The organism is Nocardioides sp. W7 (assembly GCF_022919075.1).
Taxonomy (GTDB): Bacteria; Actinomycetota; Actinomycetes; order Propionibacteriales; family Nocardioidaceae; genus Nocardioides.
Genome location: NZ_CP095078.1, coordinates 3137622 through 3154301 on the forward strand (window position 1 = coordinate 3137622; position 16680 = coordinate 3154301).

Here is a 16680-nt window from a genome sequence, read left to right on the forward strand (position 1 = left end):
AGTGCCATGGTGATGGACCGGTTGTCGGGGCTCGACGCGAGCTTCCTCTACCTGGAGACGCACGCGCAGCTGATGCACGTCTGTGGGGTGATCGTGCTCGACCCCAGTACGGTCCCGGGCGGCTACTCCTTCGCGAGGACGCGGGCCTCGATCGACGCCGGGGTGCGCGACGTCTCGGAGTTCACCCGCAAGCTCCGTCGCGTGCCGCTCGGACTCGACCACCCGATCTGGGTGCAGGACAAACAGTTCGACATCGAGCGGCACGTGCACCGGCTCGCGCTGCCCGCGCCCGGCGGCTACCGCGAGCTGATGGACCTCACCAGCCACCTCGCCGGCCTGCCGCTCGACCGGTCCCGGCCGCTGTGGGAGATGTGGGTGATCGAGGGGTACGCCGGCGGCGAGCGCTCGGAGTCCGACCGCGCCGACCAGCCCGATCACGTGGTCGTCTTTACGAAGATGCACCACGCGACCGTCGACGGGGTCTCGGGCGCCAACCTGGTCTCGCACCTGTGCAGCCTGGAGCCCGAGGCGGAGCCGCTCCAGCTCGACGAGCCCGGGTCCTACGGCTCCGATCCCGGCCAGCTCGCCCTCCTGGGCCGCGGCGTCCTCACGTCCCTGACGCGGCCGCTGAACGTCGTACGCCTGCTGGCGCCGTCGGCGACCATGGTGACCCGCACGGTCGGGCGGGCCCGCGCCGGCACGGCGATGTCGGCGCCGCTGACCGCCCCGCGCACGTCGTTCAACGGCACCATCACCAGTCGCCGCACGATCGGGATCGCCGATCTCGACCTGGAGGACGTCCGCGCGATCAAGCGGGCCACGGCCACGACGGTCAACGACGTCGTCCTCGCGATCGCGGGTGGCGCGCTGCGCAGCTACCTCGCCGACCGCGACGAGCTGCCCGCCGACTCGCTGCTCGCGACCGTGCCGGTCTCGGTCCACGAGTCGTCGCGGCACGCCCGCGGGGCGAACAAGGTCTCGGCGCTGTTCACCAGGCTCGGCACCGACGTGGCGGACCCGCTCGAGCGGCTCGCGGAGCTGTCCGAGCACAACCGGCACGCCAAGGAGCACCACAACGCGATCAGTGCCGACGCGCTGCAGGACTGGGCCGAGTTCGCCGCGGCCCGGACCTTCGGGCTGGCGGTGCGCGCCTACGCCAACCTGCGGCTCGCGGAACGGCACCCGGTCGTGCACAACCTGGTGATCTCCAACGTGCCCGGCCCGCCGGTGCCCCTCTACTTCGCCGGGGCCCGGATCGAGGCCCTGCACCCGCTCGGGCCGGTGTTCCACGGCGCCGGGCTCAACGTCACGGTGATGTCGAACGACGGCAAGGTGCACGTGGGGGTCATCGCCTGCCGCGAGTCGATGCCGGACGTCGACGACCTGGTACGGCGATTCCCGGCCGAGCTCGCGACCCTCAAAGCCGCCGTGGCTGCCCGGACCTGAGCGCGACCCGTCACTTTCTCGGCGTTTTCTGCGGAGTGTCGTCGCAGCATTGACGGTTCGGTGAGCGTCGTACGACGTCCGCTGAGCGACCCGTCAGTCTTGCCGCGACACGCCGCCAAAAGCGCCGAGAAAGTGACGGGTGGGCATCCCAAGGCCAGGTGGTCTCCCAGGCCGGGTGGGCTCTCAGGCCAGGTCAGGAGACCTCGCGCGAGATGTCCCTCCGGCGGGCGTGCACGGTGGTCGCCGCCTCGACGAAGGCCGGGACGAACTTCTCCGCCTCCAGGACGCAGGCGGCGTGCCCGCCGTCGACGTCGTGGACGGTCGCCCCTGGGATCGCCCGGGCGAGGGCGTGTTGGCGGGCCGGGGGGATGACGTGGTCGCGGCCGGTCACCACCACCGCGGTGGGGACGTCGATCCGTCCCAGCCAGGGGCGGGAGTGGTGGCGGCCGAGCGCGGCGAGCGCCTGGCCGACGGCCCACGGGCTGGTGCTGCGGAACTCGTGCATCGCCCAGTCGTGGATGTCGCTCGGCTCCAGGGACAGGGCGCGGGCCGCGGACCGGGCCGCGCGCACCGCCGTACGCGACCGGGAGACGCTGCGGGTGCCGAGCATCGTGGCGCCCATGCCGGCGAAGAACACCTGCTCGGCCAGGTTCAGCCGGAACCGGTCGCTGGTCGCGGCGAGCACCAGGCCCTGCACGCGCTCGGGGTGCTGGCGCCAGACCCGCTGCGCGACCACGCCACCCATCGAGTACCCGCCCACCACGGCGCGCTCCAGCTCCAGCACGTCGAGCAGGGCCGCGACGTCGTCGGCGCAGTCGTAGAGCGAGAACTCCGGGCTGTCGATGCCCTGGCCGTGCCAGCGCTGGTCGAGGGTGACCACCCGGAAGCGCCGGGAGAGCGGCTCGACCGCGGGGTACCAGGTCAGCAGGCCCGTGCAGCCCAGGGCGTGCAGCAGCACGATGGTCGGGGCGTCACGATCGGGTCCGGGGGTGTCCGTGACGTACGTCGTGCCGCGGCCCGCCAGCTCGATCGTGCGACCCCGCGGGATCCGGGCCCAGGGCAGGTAGACCCGGCGCAGCAGCTCACGCGGGGACGGCAGGGGCACAGATGGCACCATCGGGTGACCTCCCTCGGCCTGGCTGCCGCTTCAACATAGAACACGTTACAGTTCCGCCCGGGAGCGACCCCAGGCGATGAGGAGACGGACTTGAGCTCGGACGGTTTCATCCAGGCTGGTGCGGAGTCGGCGGAGTCGCTCGACGCGGTCCGCTCGGTGATCCGCGAGGCCCTCGACCGGTCGGCCGACTGGCCGGCCCTGGCCGCCGCGGGCCTGCTCGGGCTGCCGGTCCCGCCGACGTACGGCGGCGAGGGGCTCGGCCTGGCCGAGGTCGGGGTGCTGCTCCGCGAGACCGCCGCCCGCGCCGTCCACCTGCCGATCTGGGAGACGCTGTGCTGCGGGGCGCTGACCCTGGCCGCGCACGGCACCGACGAGCAGCAGGCCGAGCTGCTCCCGGGGGTCGTCGCCGGCGAGATCGTGCTGACGCCGGCCCTGCGCGAGGTCGGCACGGCCAGCACCGCAGCACCGGCGACGACGTACTCCGTCGTCGACGGGCGGGGCACGGTCAGCGGCCGCAAGATCGGTGTCTCGTACGCCGAGGACGCGGCCCGCCTGCTCGTCACGGTGACCGTCGACGGCCGGCCGGCCGTCGCACTGGTCGACCCGAGCGGCCCCGGGGTCCAGCTGCTCCCGTCGACCACCTCCAGCAAGGAGCCCCAGCACACCGTCGTCCTCGACGGCGCCCCGGGCGAGCTGCTCGGTGACGGTGCCGACCGGCTGCTCGGCGACCTCGCGGTCGCCGGCCTGGCACTCACCGCCGCCGGCGTCGTGACCGGAGCCCGCGACCTGACCGCGACCTACATCAAGGGCCGCGAGCAGTTCGGGCGCGCGCTGGCGCAGTTCCAGGCGGTCGCGATGCAGATCGCCGACGTCTACATCGCCTCGCGCACGCTCGACCTGGCGGCCGACAACGCCGCCTGGCGGGTCGTGCAGGGCCTCGACGCGACCGACGACCTCGCGGTGGCGGCGTACTGGGTCACCACCGAGGCGCCGCAGGCGCTGCGGATCTGCCACCACCTGCACGGCGGGATGGGCGTCGACGAGACCTATCCGCTGCACCACTACTTCTCCTGGGCGACCGACCTGGCCCACGCTCTCGGTGCGCGCGCCGAGGACGTCCCGGTCGAGAGCCCCGCGTCGAAGAACCTCGAGCTCAGCAAGGCCCAGCGCGACCTGAAGGCCGAGCTGCGCAGCTACTTCAGCGGCCTCGCCGACGACAACGAGCACCGCGACATGGGCGTGGACCGTCACGGCCCGACCTACCAGCGCGTCGTCCGCCAGATGGGCGCCGACGGCTGGATGGGTGTCGGCTGGCCGAAGGAGTACGGCGGGCACGGGCTCGGCGAGGTGGAGCAGACGATCTTCGCCAACGAGGCGCAGTACTCCGACGTGCACCTGCCCGCGGTCACGCTGCAGACGGTCGGACCGACCCTGATCCGCTACGGCACCGCGAAGCAGAAGGACCTTTTCCTGAAGCGGATCCTCGAAGGCGACGTGCACTTCGCGATCGGCTACAGCGAGCCGGACGCCGGCACCGACCTGGCCTCGCTGCGCACCACCGCCCGCCGCGACGGCGACCACTTCATCGTCAACGGCCAGAAGATGTGGACCACCGGCGGCCACCAGGCCGACTACGTGTGGCTGGCCGTGCGCACCGACCCCGACGCCCCGAAGCACAAGGGCATCTCGATCCTGATCGTGGACACCACCGACCCGGGCTACTCCTTCACCCCGATCATCACCGCCGACGGCTCGCACCACGTGAACGCGACGTACTTCAACGACGTCCGGGTCCCGGTCGACATGCTCGTCGGCGAGGAGAACCAGGGGTGGAAGCTGATCACCACCCAGCTCAACCACGAGCGGGTGATGCTCGGGCCCGCCGGCCGGATCGAGGGGCTGCGCGACCGGGTCGCCGAGTGGTGCGCGAAGGCAGGGGTCCTCGACCGCCCCGACGTCCGGCAGGTGCTCGGCCAGACGACAGCGGTGTTCCGGGTCAACGAGCTGCTCAACTGGGAGGTCGCCCGCGCCGGCGCCTCCGGCGAGGTCTCGGTGGGCGACGCCTCGTCGTCCAAGGTCTTCGCGGCCGACCAGGTCCAGCACCTGCTGGCCGCCCTGGTCGGGCTGGTGCAGAAGTACGGCGACCCGGCCGACCCGGAGACCGACCACCTGCTGGCCTACCTCGACGGGCAGGCCAAGCGCAACCTCGTGCTCACCTTCGGCGGCGGCGTCCAGGAGGTGCAGCGCGAGCTGATCGCGATGTTCGGGCTCGGTCTCCCGCGGGTGCCCCGATGAGTGGGACCCACGAGCGGATCATGGCCGAGGCCGAGCGGATCATGGCCGAGGGCGAGGCGAGCGAGTCGCAGGCGCCGTACCCCGTCAACCAGGCGACCATCGGCACCTGGCTGGACGCGATGGGCTACGACAACGAGCGCTTCCGGCAGGGCGAGGCGCCCCCGTCGATGGCCCAGGTCTGGACGATGCCGGGGCTGGGCCGCAAGCGGCCGCCGGAGGACCCGCTCAGTCGGATGACCGACTTCCTGACGGCGGAGGGCTTCACGGCCGTGCTCGGCACCAACTGCGAGCAGAGCTACGAGCGCTACCTGCGCGTCGGCGAGCAGGTGCGGGTCACCAGCGCGCTGGACGCCGTCGTCGGGCCGAAGCGCACCGCGATGGGCGAGGGCTACTTCGTGACCTCGCGCAACACCTGGTACGTCGCCGACGAGATCGTCGCGACGATGCTGTTCCGGGTGCTGAAGTTCGTCCCCAAGGAGCAGTCTTGAGCGTCCGCCCAATGATGAACCGCGACTCCCAGTTCTTCTGGGACGGCACCGCCGTCGGGGAGCTGCGGATCCAGCGCTGCAACGCCTGCGAGGCGCTGCGCTTCCCGCCCGGGCCGGCCTGTCCCGACTGCGGCGCGTTCGACCGCGGCCACGTGGTCGCCGCCGGCACCGGGACCGTCTTCTCGTACGTCGTGCACCGGCACCCGCCGGTGCCCGGCAAGGAGCTGCCGATCGTGATCGCGCTGGTCGACCTCGACGAGGGCGTGCGGATGGTGGCTGAGGTGGTGGACGCGGTCTCCGACGAGACGGGCGACGCCGAGATCGAGATCGGCACGCGGCTGCGCGTCGACTTCAACCGGGTCGACGACGACCTGACCCTGCCGATCTGGCGTCTCGATACGCCTCGTCCCTCGGCTACTCGACGACCGGAGGACGTGTGATGAACCCCGGAGACCAACTCCCCGAGTGGCGGCTGCCGCTGACCCCGACGACGATCGTGAGCACCGCCATCGCGACCCGCGACTGGCAGGACGTCCATCACGACCGGGACATCGCCCAGGCCGCCGGCTCTGAGGACATCTTCATGAACATCCTGACCACCAACGGGCTGGTCGAGAGGTACGTCGCCGACTGGGCCGGCCACGACGTCCAGCTGAAGGGCATCGCGATCCGCCTCGGCGCGCCGGCGTACCCCTACGACACGCTGAGCTTCCGCGGCAGCGTCGAGTCGGTCGAGGACGGCGTCGCGGTGATCGCGGTCGTCGGGTCGGTGTCGCTGGGCGAGCACGTCACCGGCACGGTCAAGGTGGCGGTGTGAGCGGGCTGTCGCGGAAGGCCGCGATCGTCGGGATCGGCGCGACGGAGTTCTCCAAGGCGTCCGGCCGCTCGGAGCTGCAGCTCTCGGTGGAGGCGGTACGGCACGCGCTGGCCGACTGCGGCCTCACGGTCGCCGACGTCGACGGGCTGACGACGTTCACGATGGACACCTCCTCGGAGATCGCGGTGGCCCGCGAGCTCGGGATGAAGGAGATGCGGTTCTTCAGCCGGATCAACTACGGCGGCGGCGCGGCCTGCGCGACCGTCCAGCAGGCGGCGATGGCCGTCGCGACCGGGGTGGCCGACGTGGTGGTCTGCTACCGCGGCTTCAACGAGCGCTCGGAGAGCCGGTTCGGGCAGTTCTCGGTCGCGGCCGCGACGCAGATCAACACCAACGGCCTCGACAACGCCTGGACCTACCCGATGGGGCTCGGCACGCCCGCGGCGACCGTCGCGATGCAGGCACGGCGCTACATGCACGAGTACGGCGCCACGTCGCGCGACTTCGGCGCGGTCGCGGTCGCCGACCGGAGGCACGCCGCGACCAACCCGAACGCCTTCTTCTACGAGAAGCCGATCACCATCGAGGACCACCAGGCCTCGCGGATGATCGCCGACCCGCTGCACCTGCTCGACTGCTGCCAGGAGTCCGACGGCGCGGTCGCGCTGGTCGTGGTCTCGGCCGAGCGGGCCAAGGACCTGCGCCAGACCCCGGCGTACGTCGCCGCCGCCGCGCAGGGGAGCGGCGCCGACCAGTTCGTGATGACGTCGTACTACCGCGACGACATCGGCATCCCCGAGATGGGCGTGGTCGGCCGCGAGCTGTGGCGCCAGTCCGGGCTCGGGCCGGCCGACATGCGGATGGGCATCCTGTACGACCACTTCACGCCGTACGTCCTGATGCAGCTGGAGGAGCTCGGCTTCTGCGGTCGCGGTGAGGCCCCCGACTTAGTGGCCGACGGCCGGATCGAGGTCGACGGCGCGTTCCCGCTGAACACCCACGGCGGCCAGCTCGGCGAGGCCTACATCCACGGCATGAACGGCATCGCCGAGGGCGTCCGCCAGCTCCGTGGCACTTCGGTCAACCCGGTCGACGACGTCGAGCACCTCGTCGTCACCGCCGGCACCGGCGTCCCCACCAGCGGCCTGGTCCTCAGCCGCTAAGGGGCCGAGTCAGCACTAGTAGTGCTGACTCGGCGTCGTGGGCGGGTCAGGCGGGGGTCCAGCCCAGGGCCGGGCCGAGCCGGGTGGCCAGGTCGGTGAGGATCTGGGCGTAGTCCTCGGGGGCGAAGGTGAACGGCAGCGCGAAGGCCACCTCGTCGACCCGCTGGAACCCGGCGTGGGCGCGCAGCCGATCGGCGAGCTCGTCCGACGGGCCGACCAGGTCGGGGGCGAACATCAGCCGGGCCGGTCCCTGCGGCTCGCGGGTGCGCGCCAGGCGGGAGTCGGCGTACGCCGTGTAGCGCGCCCGCTGGTCGGCCGTGGCGGAGTCGGTCGGGATCACGACGAGTCCCTGGGAGACCCGGGCCGCGTCGCCGAGCGGGTGGGCGGCCCGGAACGCGTCGATCTGGGCGGCCTGGATCGTGGCGAAGTCGGTCTCGTCGGACTCCGCCTTCATCACGCTGCTGGTCAGCAGATTCAGCCTCTGCGAGCCGGCCCACCTCGCCGAGCCGATGCTGGCGGCGCCGTACCAGACCCGGTCCGCGAGACCGGCAGCCTGCGGCTGCACGAGGCGGGAGAATTCCTCGATGCCGACCCGGCCCTCGAACGGGCTGGCCGGCTCGCCCCGCAGGAAGCCGAGCAGCCGCTCGACCCGGGCGTAGGTGAAATCCTCGACGTCGGCGGTGCCGGGGTAGAGCGCGTCCCGGACGTCGTCGTACCGCATCGGCGGCCCGACGCTGAGGCCCGGGTTGAGGCGGCCGCCGGAAAGTACGTCGACGGTGGCGAGGTCCTCGGCGAGCCGGAGCGGGTTCTCCCACCCGAGCGGGGTCACGGCGGTGCCGAGCTCGATCCGGCGGGTGCGCTGGCTGGCGGCGGCGAGGACCGCGACGGGGGAGGAGATGCCGTGCTGGAGATGCCGGTGCCGCAGCCACGCGCTGTCGAGGCCGAGGTCCTCGCCGAGCTCGATCAGCCGCAGCGTCGCCTCGTGGCCCGGCCCGGGATCGGCGGGATCGAACAGGCCGATGGTGAGGAAGCCGAGTCTGCGGAGGGGGCGCGGTTCAGCCACGGAGCTTCTCCTCGAAGAACCCCAGCACCCGCGCGACGGCCTCGTCGCTGCGTTGCGCGGTGACCGTCGAGTGCCCCTTGCCGGGCAGGTCGACGCGGAGGAACGCCGCGCCGAGCTCGCGGTCCAGGGTGTCGAAGCGGGTCCCGGTCGCGGGATCCTGCGCAAACTGCAGCCCCAGCACCTGGCAGCCGGTGCCGGCGCGGCGTCGTACGACGTCCAGGTCGCCGGGGGAGAGGTTGAGGTCGGCGGCCCGTCTCCGACCGACCGGGAACGGCGCGGACGGCTGGCAGAGCACCGGCGCGGCCACCGCGTCGTCGACCATCATCGCCAGCGCGAAACCGCCCGTGAAGCACATGCCGAGCGCCCCCACCCCGGGTCCGCCGAGCTCCTCGTGCAGCGAGCGGGCCAGGCTCCGGAGCCACCCCGCGACGGGCGTCGTCTCGCCGGTCGCCAGCTTGGTGAACTCGCGGCTCACGCACACCTGCGCGAACGACCGCGCCACCTCCGGCACCGACATCGGCGCGCCGGGCCGGCCGAACAGGTGCGGCAGCACCACCGTGAACCCCGCCCCGACCACCTCCTCGGCGAACGCGAGGACGTCGGGGGTGATCCCGGGGATCTCGTGGATCACCACCACGCCCGGTCCGGTGCCACGGCGGTACGTCGGGTGCGTGGTCGCGTCGGCGTCCGTGTGGCTGCCGAGGGTCCAGTCGTCGAGGGCCATGCCTGAGTATCCAGCGTGCGGCCCGTCGGCGCTGGCAGACGCCGCCTCGGCGTCGCAGGCGGGCGGTGAGCTATCCACCGTCGGCTGCCGGTGGATGGTGGACAGCTCACCGCCTGCCCGGCGTGTCGCGCGGGCGCGCCGTACCGGCGGTGCGTCAGCCACCCTCCGTAGTCGGCGAACGGTGGACAGCTCACCGCCGGCTCGCCTAGCCGCCCGCCCACCCCACCCGGTGCCGACCAATCAGGCCGATGGGTCAGGATCGGGGCACGCTCCGACTGCACGCGCTGGACGTGGACGACGAGGTGGTGGCTGCCCTGCTGCGGCCCTGGCGACCTGAGTACGCGAACGGATGTGGCGAGCACCGGCATCGAGCAGGGTGGTGCCCATGAGCCGCCGTACCAAGACCCTGATCGTCACCTCGATCCTCGCCGCGCTGCTGCTGACCGCGGTCGCCGGGTGGGCGGGCTACGTCCGCTTCGTCCGGGGGGTGCCGCTCATCGACGAGTGGCAGTGCTCCGACGGGGAGGTGCCGGTCTCCTACCCCGAGGGCGGGTCGGCGTGCATCGCCGAGGGCGAGGAGCCCCCGGCCAGCGCGACTCTGGACCCGCTGGGCAACCGGCCGTTCTCCTGCGACGGTCGCTGGGGTTGGCGGGAGGTCACGAACGGCGAGGACGACGACTGCCTGCGCGATGGTCGACCCGTGCCCGAGGGCTGGCGGGTGCGGTAGGGTCGGCCGCGATCGACATCCTTTAACGAGCCGTCCTGTGAGGCGGAGAAGGAGGTCCGGCAACACTCGTGTGTGCCCAGCCTGCATCCCCTGAGTCCGAGGGACCGGCCGCCGGCCGCGTGGTCCTCGACGCTCGTGACATCACCCGAGCACTGACCCGCATCTCCCACGAGATCCTCGAGCGCAACAAGGGCGGCGAGGACCTCGTCCTGCTCGGCATCCCCAGCCGCGGCGTGCCCCTGGCCGAGCGGATCGCCGAGCGCATCGCGTCGGTCGAGGGGTACGACGTCCCCGTCGGCTCGCTCGACGTCACGATGTACCGCGACGACCTGCGGATGAAGCCGGCCCGCGCGCTGCTCCCGACCAAGCTCCCGCCCGGCGGCATCGACGCCAAGACGGTGGTCCTGGTCGACGACGTGCTCTTCTCGGGCCGCACGATCCGCGCCGCCCTCGACGCGCTCAACGACATCGGTCGCCCGCGCGCGGTGCGGCTGGCGGTCCTGGTGGACCGCGGTCACCGCGAGCTGCCGATCCGGGCCGACTTCGTCGGCAAGAACCTGCCGACCAGCCTGGTCGAGCGGGTCAAGGTCACCCTCGACGGGATCGACGAGGCCGACGCCGTCACGATCTACGGGGAGGTGGTGGCCCCGTGAAGCGGCACCTGCTGAGCGCGGGCGACCTGACCCGCGACGACGCCGAGCTGATCCTCTCGACCGCGGCCGAGCTGCGCGAGCTCGCCGACCGGCCGATCAAGAAGCTGCCCGCCCTGCGCGGCCGCACGGTCGTCAACCTGTTCTTCGAGGACTCGACCCGCACCCGGATCTCCTTCGAGGCGGCGGCCAAGCGGCTGAGCGCCGACGTCATCAACTTCGCGGCCAAGGGCTCAAGCATCTCCAAGGGCGAGAGCCTGAAGGACACCGCGCTGACCCTGGAGGCGATGGGCGCGGACGCGGTCGTCGTACGCCACGGCGCCAGCGGCGCCCCGCACCGGCTGGCCCACTCCGGCTGGGTGCGCTCCAGCGTCGTCAACGCCGGCGACGGCACCCACGAGCACCCCACCCAGGCGCTGCTGGACGCCTTCACGATGTGGCGGCACCTCGGCGGGTCCAAGCCCGGCGGGCTCGAGGGCCGCCGGGTCGCGATCGTCGGCGACGTGCTGCACAGCCGGGTCGCGCGCTCCAACGCGCTGCTGCTGAACACCCTCGGCGCGGAGGTCACCCTGGTCGCCCCGCCGACGCTGATGCCGGTGGGGATCGAGTCCTGGCCGGTCGAGACGTCGTACGACCTCGACTCGGTGATCCCCAAGGTCGACGCCGTGATGATGCTGCGCGTCCAGCGGGAGCGGATGCAGGGCGGGTACTTCCCGACCGCGCGCGAGTACTCCCGCCGCTACGGCCTGGACGGGCGCCGGATGGCGACCCTCCAGGAGCACACGATCGTGATGCACCCCGGCCCGATGGTCCGGGGCATGGAGATCACGGCCGACGTGGCCGACTCCACCCGCTCGGTGATCGTCGAGCAGGTCACCAACGGCGTCGCCGTCCGGATGGCCGTCCTGTACCTGCTGCTGGGCGGCGCAACGCCCGGAGGAGAAGAGTGAGCACCTACCTGATCAAGAACGTGTCCGTCCTCGGCGGCGAGCCGACCGACCTGCTGCTGAAGGACGGCGTCGTCGCCGAGATCGGAGCAGATCTCGGTGGTCGAGTAGCGAGCGCCAGCGAGCGTGTCGAGACCGTCGACGCGACCGGCCTGGTCGCGCTGCCCGGCCTGGTCGACCTGCACACCCACCTGCGCGAGCCGGGCCGCGAGGACGCCGAGACCGTCGAGACCGGCACCCAGGCCGCCGCGATGGGCGGCTTCACCGCCGTGCACGCGATGGCCAACACCGAGCCGGTCGCCGACACCGCCGGCGTCGTCGAGCAGGTCTGGCGGCTGGGCCGCGAGGCCGGCTACTGCGACGTCTACCCGGTCGGCGCGGTCACCGTGGGGCTGCAGGGCGAGAAGCTCGCCGAGCTCGGCGCGATGGCCGACTCGGCCGCCCGCGTGCGGGTCTTCTCCGACGACGGCAAGTGCGTCAGCGACGCGGTGCTGATGCGACGGGCGCTGGAGTACGTCAAGGCCTTCGACGGCGTGATCGCCCAGCACGCCCAGGAGCCGCGGCTCACCGAGGGCGCGCAGATGAACGAGGGCGAGCTCTCGGGCAAGCTCGGGCTGACCGGCTGGCCGGCCGTCGCCGAGGAGGCGATCATCGCCCGCGACTGCCTGCTCGCGGCCCACGTCGGCTCCCGGCTGCACGTGTGCCACGTGAGTACGGCGGGCTCCGTCGAGATCGTCCGCGACGCCAAGCGCAAGGGCTGGAACGTCACCGCCGAGGCGTGCCCGCACCACCTGATCCTGACCGACGAGCTGGCGGCGACCTACGACCCGATCTACAAGGTCAACCCGCCGCTGCGCACCGCCGCCGACGTCGAGGCGCTGCGCGCCGGCCTGGCCGACGGCACCATCGACATCGTCGCCACCGACCACGCCCCGCACCCGCACGAGGACAAGGACTGCGAGTGGGCGGCCGCCGCGTTCGGGATGCTCGGCCTCGAGACCGCGCTGTCGATCGTGCAGGCCACGATGGTCGACCCCGGCCTGCTCGACTGGGCCGGCGTCGCCGAGCGGATGTCGTACGCCCCGGCCCGGATCGGGCGGGTCGCCGACCACGGGCGGCCGATCGCGGTCGGCGAGCCCGCCAACGTGGTGCTCTACGACCCGGCCGCCCGCCGCACGATCGACCCGACCGAGTCGGCGAGCCTGAGCCGCAACACGCCGTACCGCGGCATGGAGCTGCCGGGCCGGGTCGTCGCGACCTTCCTGCGGGGTACGCCGACGGTCCTCGACGGCAAGCTGGTCTGATCCCGCTCCTCCTCGAGGAGCGGGCCCAGACCGTCGGGCGGTGCGGATCAGCCGATCCGCACCGGTCGGCTCAGCGTGGCGGTCACGTCCTTCCCGACGAAGACCCGCACGCGGCCGCGCGGGGTGACCCAGGCGTCGGCGGCGGCATCCCAGGAGGACACCGACTCCCGGCCGATCCGCACCTTCACGGTCCGGCTGCGTCCGGGGGCCAGCCGGACGGTGTCGTAGCCGGCGAGCTGGCGCCGCGGGGTCGTCACCGGGGTCGGCAACCGACCCACGTAGACCTGCGGCACGGCCGTTCCGGTCCGGTCACCCACGTTGGTGACCCGGAACCGAGCGACGGCGCCACGACCGTTGGCCGCCGCGCGCACCCGCAGATCGTCGTAGCGGAACCGGGTGTAGGACAGGCCGTGCCCGAACGGGAACTCCGGACGCTCGCCCGTGGCGAGGTAGCCGCGGTACCCGACGTTCACGCCCTCGGTGTACGACGCCACGCCCTCCGGCGTGCCGGGGACCTGGGACTCGCGCCGGGGGACCGTCGCGGGCAGGTGTCCCGACGGGTTCACGTCGCCCCACAGGACGTCGGCGATCGCCCGGCCCTGTTCCTGGCCCGGGTACCAGGCCTGGACGATGCCCTCGACCTGGCGTCGCCACGGTCGCACCACCGTCGCCGCGCCCGTCTCGACGACCACGACGGTGCGCGGGTTCACCGCGGCCACCGTGCGGATGAGCAGGTCCTGCTCCTTGGGCAGCCGCAGGTGCGGCCGGTCGTACCCCTCGGTCTCGTAGTCGCGGACGACGACCACGGCGACCCGGGCCCGGTCGGCCGTCCGCACCGCCTGCGCCATCTTCGGCGCGAGCATGCTGTCGGGGTGGGTCCAGAACAACCGGATCTGACCGCCCTGGTAGCTGTTCTTGGCGGGGGCGGCGTACTCCACCCGGATGTCGTAGGTGCGGCCGGCGACGAGGTCGAGCGGAGCGCTCGTGGACGACAGGGCGCCGGTGTGCTCGACGACGAGGGCTCCGTCGACGTACAGCCTCGCGTCGCCGCGAGCCGTGAGCCCGAGCCCGATGGTGCCGGTGCCGGGAGCGGTCATCACGCCGGTCCACTCGGCCGACAGGTCGCCGAACAGCGCGAACTGGCCGACGGGGGTCGGGATCTTGGGTGAGGCGACGTTGAAGCCCGGGAACGTCTGGAACCCGAAGTTGACGTTCACGTTGGGGTCGACCACCGAGCGGGCCGGCGTGCCCGAGCGATCCAGGTTGGACCAGTAGCGGGCCTGGAGCCCCTCGGCGGTGCTGCCGGCGGCGGGCGCGAGCATCGAGGCCGGCAGCGGCGCCGGTCCCGGCAGCATGTCGCCCTCGTTGATGCCGTCCGTGCCGGGCTGGTAGCGGACCCGGGCTCGGGAGCCCGCACGGTCCCGGATGCCGGCGAGCGGGCTGACCGACGCGGTGGGCACCGTGACCGCCGACGACCCGCCGCCCTGGGCGGAGGTGTTGTCGGCGTCGGGTCCGAGTACGGCGATCGAGCGGGCCCGGCCGGTCAGCGGAAGGGCGTCGCGGCGGTTCTGCAGGAGCACCATGCCGCGGGCCGCCACCCGACGGGCCAGCGCCCGGTGCCTGGCCGTCGCGAACCCGGCGTTGTCGGGGTGTCGGTCGAAGAGGCCGAGGCCGACCATCGGGCGCAGGATGCGGCGCGCCATGTCGGTGAGCCGCGCGCGGCTCACCTGGCCGGCGGCGACGGCGTCGAGCAGCCGCTGACCGAAGTTGGCCGAGCCGGGACCCTGGTCGCCCGGTTGCTCCTGGTCGAGGCCGGCGTTGGCCGCCTGGACCGTGCTCGGCGTCGCGTTGTAGTCGCTCATCACGAAGCCGCGGAAGCGCAGCTGGTCCTTCAGCAGGGTCGTCAGGGCCGCGTTCTCGCACGCGTAGGTGCCGCCCAGTCGGTTGAACGAGCACATCATCGAGCCGGGGCGGCCCAGCCGCTGCAGAATGCCGAACGGCCGGAGGTACACCTCCTGGAGCGCACGCTCCGCCACCTGGACGTCCACGTTGAAGCGGTCGGTCTCCTGGTTGTACGCGAACGGGTGCTTGGCGGTCGCCAGCACGGGGCTCGCCTGGATCCCGCGCACGACCTCGCCGGCCAGCCGCCCGACCAGGAGCGGGTCCTCGCCGAAGCCCTCGAAGGCGCGGCCCCACAGGGGCGTCCGGGCGATGTCCGCCGAGGGGGCGAGCGAGACGTTGTGCCCGGTGTGCAGGGCCTCGACGCCGATCAGTCGGCCGTAGCGCTGTGCGAGGCGGTCGTCGTACGTCGCCGCCAGGGCGCTGCCCGCCGGCAGCTGGGTCGTGCGCTTGTCGACGCCGGGGTCGGCGACCCGGACCCCGACGGGTCCGTCGGCCATCGTCTGGGCCGGGATCCCCAGCCGCGGGATCGGGTTGTTGTAGAAGCCGAAGTTGTTGTTGAGCTCGCCGGTGGCGAGGTCGGCCTTCTCCGCGTCGGTCATCTGGTCGAGCAGGGTGTTCACCCGCCGCTCGACCGCGGCGCTGCGGTCCCAGTCGGTTCCCGACGCGCGGTAGGCCTGGCCGTCCGGTCGGGCGGGGACGCGGGGGACGGGGCTGCGCTGACCGGTGAAACGGTCGCGGACGTCGTCACCTCCCGGGGGCTCGCCGAGCGCCGGTCCGGGGACGGCGGCCAGCACGAGCGCGCCGGCCATCACTGCGATGAGCTGCCTGCTGTTCTGCATGAGAACCCTCGATCCGATCGATCGAGTCCGGGGCGTTGCGCCCACGCGGCCGGGAGGACGCGGCGTCGTGCGATCGAGCTCGGCGGAGCTCCCTGCGGGGTCTGTGGCTGCTCGCGCTCGGGACTCCCTTCTCGCCCGCACCGAGTGGCGGACGACCCTTCACCGTAGATCCGGATCGCCCGCCGTGGCTCCCCCCACCGGGGGACTTTCAGCCCGCGGTGCGAGCCGTGAGCAGCAGGTACTCCCAGCCCATCTCCCGCACCCCGCCGAACCGGTCCGGCAGCGCGGCCAGTGCCGCGTCGAGCTCGGCCACCCGGTCGGGCTCATCGGCGATCTGGCGGTACGCAGCGATCGTCGGCCCGTAGCGGGCCTTGAAGAAGTCGCGGAACTCCGCGCCGGTCGCGAACCGCGTCACCGGCAGCAGCCGCCGCTCGGCGACCACGTCCACGACCCGGTCGCCCAGCAGCCCGCGGACGTGGTCCTCGGAGCCCCACAGCGGCGGTGGCTGGACGCCGGCCGGCGGGGGAGCGACGTACGGCTTCATGGTGGCGAACATCTGCCCGATGAAGCCCTCCGGGGTCCATGCGACCAGCCCGATCCGGCCCCCCGGGCGGCAGACCCGGACGAGCTCGTCGGCGGCGGCCTGGTGGTGCGGCGCGAACATCACGCCGACGCACGAGGCGACGACGTCGAAGGTGCGGTCGGCGTACGGCAGCGCCTCGGCGTCGCCCTCGGCCCACTCGACCTCGACACCCGCCTCGGCGGCGAGCCGACGGCCGACGTCGAACAGCTCGGGGGTCAGGTCGGAGGCGATCACCCGCGCGCCGGTCGCGGCGGCGGGTACGGCGACGTTGCCGGACCCGGCGGCGACGTCGAGCACCCGGTCGCCGGGGCCGATCCGGCAGGCCTCGACGAGGGTCGGTCCGAGGTCGGCGATCACCTCGGTCGCGACGGCCGGGTAGTCGCCCAGCGCCCACATGGCGCGGTGCTTGGCCTTCAGGGCCTGATCGGCGGCGAGGTCGGTGGCGGTACTGGTCGGGCTGGTCATGCTGGTTCTCCTTCGTCGGTTGGTGCCTCCGTTTCTAGGCGCCCGCACGGGGTGGCCGGATCCGCAGTCGTTGCCCATCTCGGTGCGCAGCACTGCCCAGATCAGCCGCCCAGATCAGCCCCCCGGGTCACCGTTGGAGACACTGGGTCC

15 protein-coding genes are annotated in these 16680 nt (G+C 72.7%); 10 read left to right on the forward strand and 5 right to left on the reverse strand.

Going from position 1 to position 16680, the window contains the following annotated elements; translation table 11 throughout:
- Positions 1–12 precede the first annotated feature (12 nt).
- Positions 13–1446 (forward strand): wax ester/triacylglycerol synthase family O-acyltransferase, encoded by a 1434-nt coding sequence (locus MUB56_RS14905; protein ID WP_244927807.1) that lies wholly within the window; start codon positions 13–15, stop codon positions 1444–1446.
- A gap of 193 nt (positions 1447–1639) precedes the next feature.
- Here MUB56_RS14905 and MUB56_RS14910 read toward each other — a convergent pair whose 3' ends face one another.
- Entirely contained in the window at positions 1640–2551 is a 912-nt protein-coding gene (locus tag MUB56_RS14910; RefSeq protein ID WP_244927808.1) for an alpha/beta fold hydrolase, read from the reverse strand.
- A gap of 102 nt (positions 2552–2653) precedes the next feature.
- Here MUB56_RS14910 and MUB56_RS14915 point away from each other — a divergent pair, with 102 nt between their 5' ends.
- From MUB56_RS14915 to MUB56_RS14935, 5 genes are read left to right on the forward strand one after another with little or no spacing between them, the layout of a single operon-like run.
- A complete protein-coding gene (locus MUB56_RS14915) occupies positions 2654–4858 on the forward strand; it encodes an acyl-CoA dehydrogenase (RefSeq protein WP_244927809.1) in 2205 nt (734 codons plus the stop codon).
- The gene (locus tag MUB56_RS14920) at positions 4855–5346 is read left to right on the forward strand and encodes a MaoC family dehydratase N-terminal domain-containing protein (protein WP_244927810.1); all 492 of its coding nucleotides are present in this window, start codon (positions 4855–4857) and stop codon (positions 5344–5346) included. Before MUB56_RS14915 ends, MUB56_RS14920 begins: the two co-directional genes overlap by 4 nt.
- On the forward strand, positions 5343–5786 hold the full coding sequence (locus tag MUB56_RS14925) for an OB-fold domain-containing protein (protein WP_244927811.1): 444 nt from the start codon (positions 5343–5345) through the stop codon (positions 5784–5786). Before MUB56_RS14920 ends, MUB56_RS14925 begins: the two co-directional genes overlap by 4 nt.
- Positions 5786–6163: a MaoC family dehydratase gene (locus MUB56_RS14930; protein WP_244927812.1), complete on the forward strand. Its 378-nt coding sequence runs from the start codon at positions 5786–5788 to the stop codon at positions 6161–6163. The genes MUB56_RS14925 and MUB56_RS14930 overlap by 1 nt, the downstream gene beginning before the upstream one ends.
- A complete protein-coding gene (locus MUB56_RS14935) occupies positions 6160–7326 on the forward strand; it encodes a lipid-transfer protein (protein ID WP_244927813.1) in 1167 nt (388 codons plus the stop codon). Before MUB56_RS14930 ends, MUB56_RS14935 begins: the two co-directional genes overlap by 4 nt.
- Positions 7327–7372: 46 nt before the next feature.
- On the opposite strand, the gene MUB56_RS14940 is transcribed toward MUB56_RS14935, so the two are convergent.
- On the reverse strand, positions 7373–8389 hold the full coding sequence (locus MUB56_RS14940) for an LLM class flavin-dependent oxidoreductase (protein WP_244927814.1): 1017 nt from the start codon (positions 8387–8389) through the stop codon (positions 7373–7375).
- Positions 8382–9113: a dienelactone hydrolase family protein gene (locus tag MUB56_RS14945; RefSeq protein WP_244927815.1), complete on the reverse strand. Its 732-nt coding sequence runs from the start codon at positions 9111–9113 to the stop codon at positions 8382–8384. The genes MUB56_RS14940 and MUB56_RS14945 overlap by 8 nt, the downstream gene beginning before the upstream one ends.
- A 385-nt stretch (positions 9114–9498) precedes the next feature.
- Here MUB56_RS14945 and MUB56_RS14950 point away from each other — a divergent pair, with 385 nt between their 5' ends.
- From MUB56_RS14950 to MUB56_RS14965, 4 genes are all read left to right on the forward strand, one after another.
- The gene (locus MUB56_RS14950) at positions 9499–9840 is read left to right on the forward strand and encodes a hypothetical protein (RefSeq protein WP_244927816.1); all 342 of its coding nucleotides are present in this window, start codon (positions 9499–9501) and stop codon (positions 9838–9840) included.
- A gap of 68 nt (positions 9841–9908) precedes the next feature.
- Positions 9909–10493: a bifunctional pyr operon transcriptional regulator/uracil phosphoribosyltransferase PyrR gene (pyrR, locus tag MUB56_RS14955; protein WP_280637288.1), complete on the forward strand. Its 585-nt coding sequence runs from the start codon at positions 9909–9911 to the stop codon at positions 10491–10493.
- Positions 10490–11440, forward strand: a complete 951-nt coding sequence (locus MUB56_RS14960; protein ID WP_244927817.1) for an aspartate carbamoyltransferase catalytic subunit — start codon at positions 10490–10492, stop codon at positions 11438–11440. The genes pyrR and MUB56_RS14960 overlap by 4 nt, the downstream gene beginning before the upstream one ends.
- Positions 11437–12741: a dihydroorotase gene (locus tag MUB56_RS14965; protein ID WP_244927818.1), complete on the forward strand. Its 1305-nt coding sequence runs from the start codon at positions 11437–11439 to the stop codon at positions 12739–12741. The genes MUB56_RS14960 and MUB56_RS14965 overlap by 4 nt, the downstream gene beginning before the upstream one ends.
- Before the next feature lie 47 nt (positions 12742–12788).
- On the opposite strand, the gene MUB56_RS14970 is transcribed toward MUB56_RS14965, so the two are convergent.
- Together MUB56_RS14970 and MUB56_RS14975 are read right to left on the reverse strand one after the other, a co-directional pair.
- Positions 12789–15482 (reverse strand): glycoside hydrolase family 3 C-terminal domain-containing protein, encoded by a 2694-nt coding sequence (locus MUB56_RS14970; RefSeq protein ID WP_244927819.1) that lies wholly within the window; start codon positions 15480–15482, stop codon positions 12789–12791.
- Positions 15483–15690: 208 nt separating this feature from the next.
- Positions 15691–16530: a methyltransferase domain-containing protein gene (locus MUB56_RS14975; protein ID WP_244927820.1), complete on the reverse strand. Its 840-nt coding sequence runs from the start codon at positions 16528–16530 to the stop codon at positions 15691–15693.
- Positions 16531–16680 lie beyond the last annotated feature (150 nt).

Bases quoted from the DNA above. Each gene is read 5' to 3' on its own strand.
- MUB56_RS14905 (WP_244927807.1), top strand. From the start codon at position 13: ATGGACCGGTTGTCGGGGCTCGACGCGAGCTTCCTCTACCTGGAGACG.
- MUB56_RS14920 (WP_244927810.1), top strand. From the start codon at position 4,855: ATGAGTGGGACCCACGAGCGGATCATGGCCGAGGCCGAGCGGATCATG.
- MUB56_RS14930 (WP_244927812.1), top strand. From the start codon at position 5,786: ATGAACCCCGGAGACCAACTCCCCGAGTGGCGGCTGCCGCTGACCCCG.
- MUB56_RS14945 (WP_244927815.1), bottom strand. From the start codon at position 9,113: ATGGCCCTCGACGACTGGACCCTCGGCAGCCACACGGACGCCGACGCG.
- MUB56_RS14950 (WP_244927816.1), top strand. From the start codon at position 9,499: ATGAGCCGCCGTACCAAGACCCTGATCGTCACCTCGATCCTCGCCGCG.
- MUB56_RS14970 (WP_244927819.1), bottom strand. From the start codon at position 15,482: ATGCAGAACAGCAGGCAGCTCATCGCAGTGATGGCCGGCGCGCTCGTG.
- MUB56_RS14975 (WP_244927820.1), bottom strand. From the start codon at position 16,530: ATGACCAGCCCGACCAGTACCGCCACCGACCTCGCCGCCGATCAGGCC.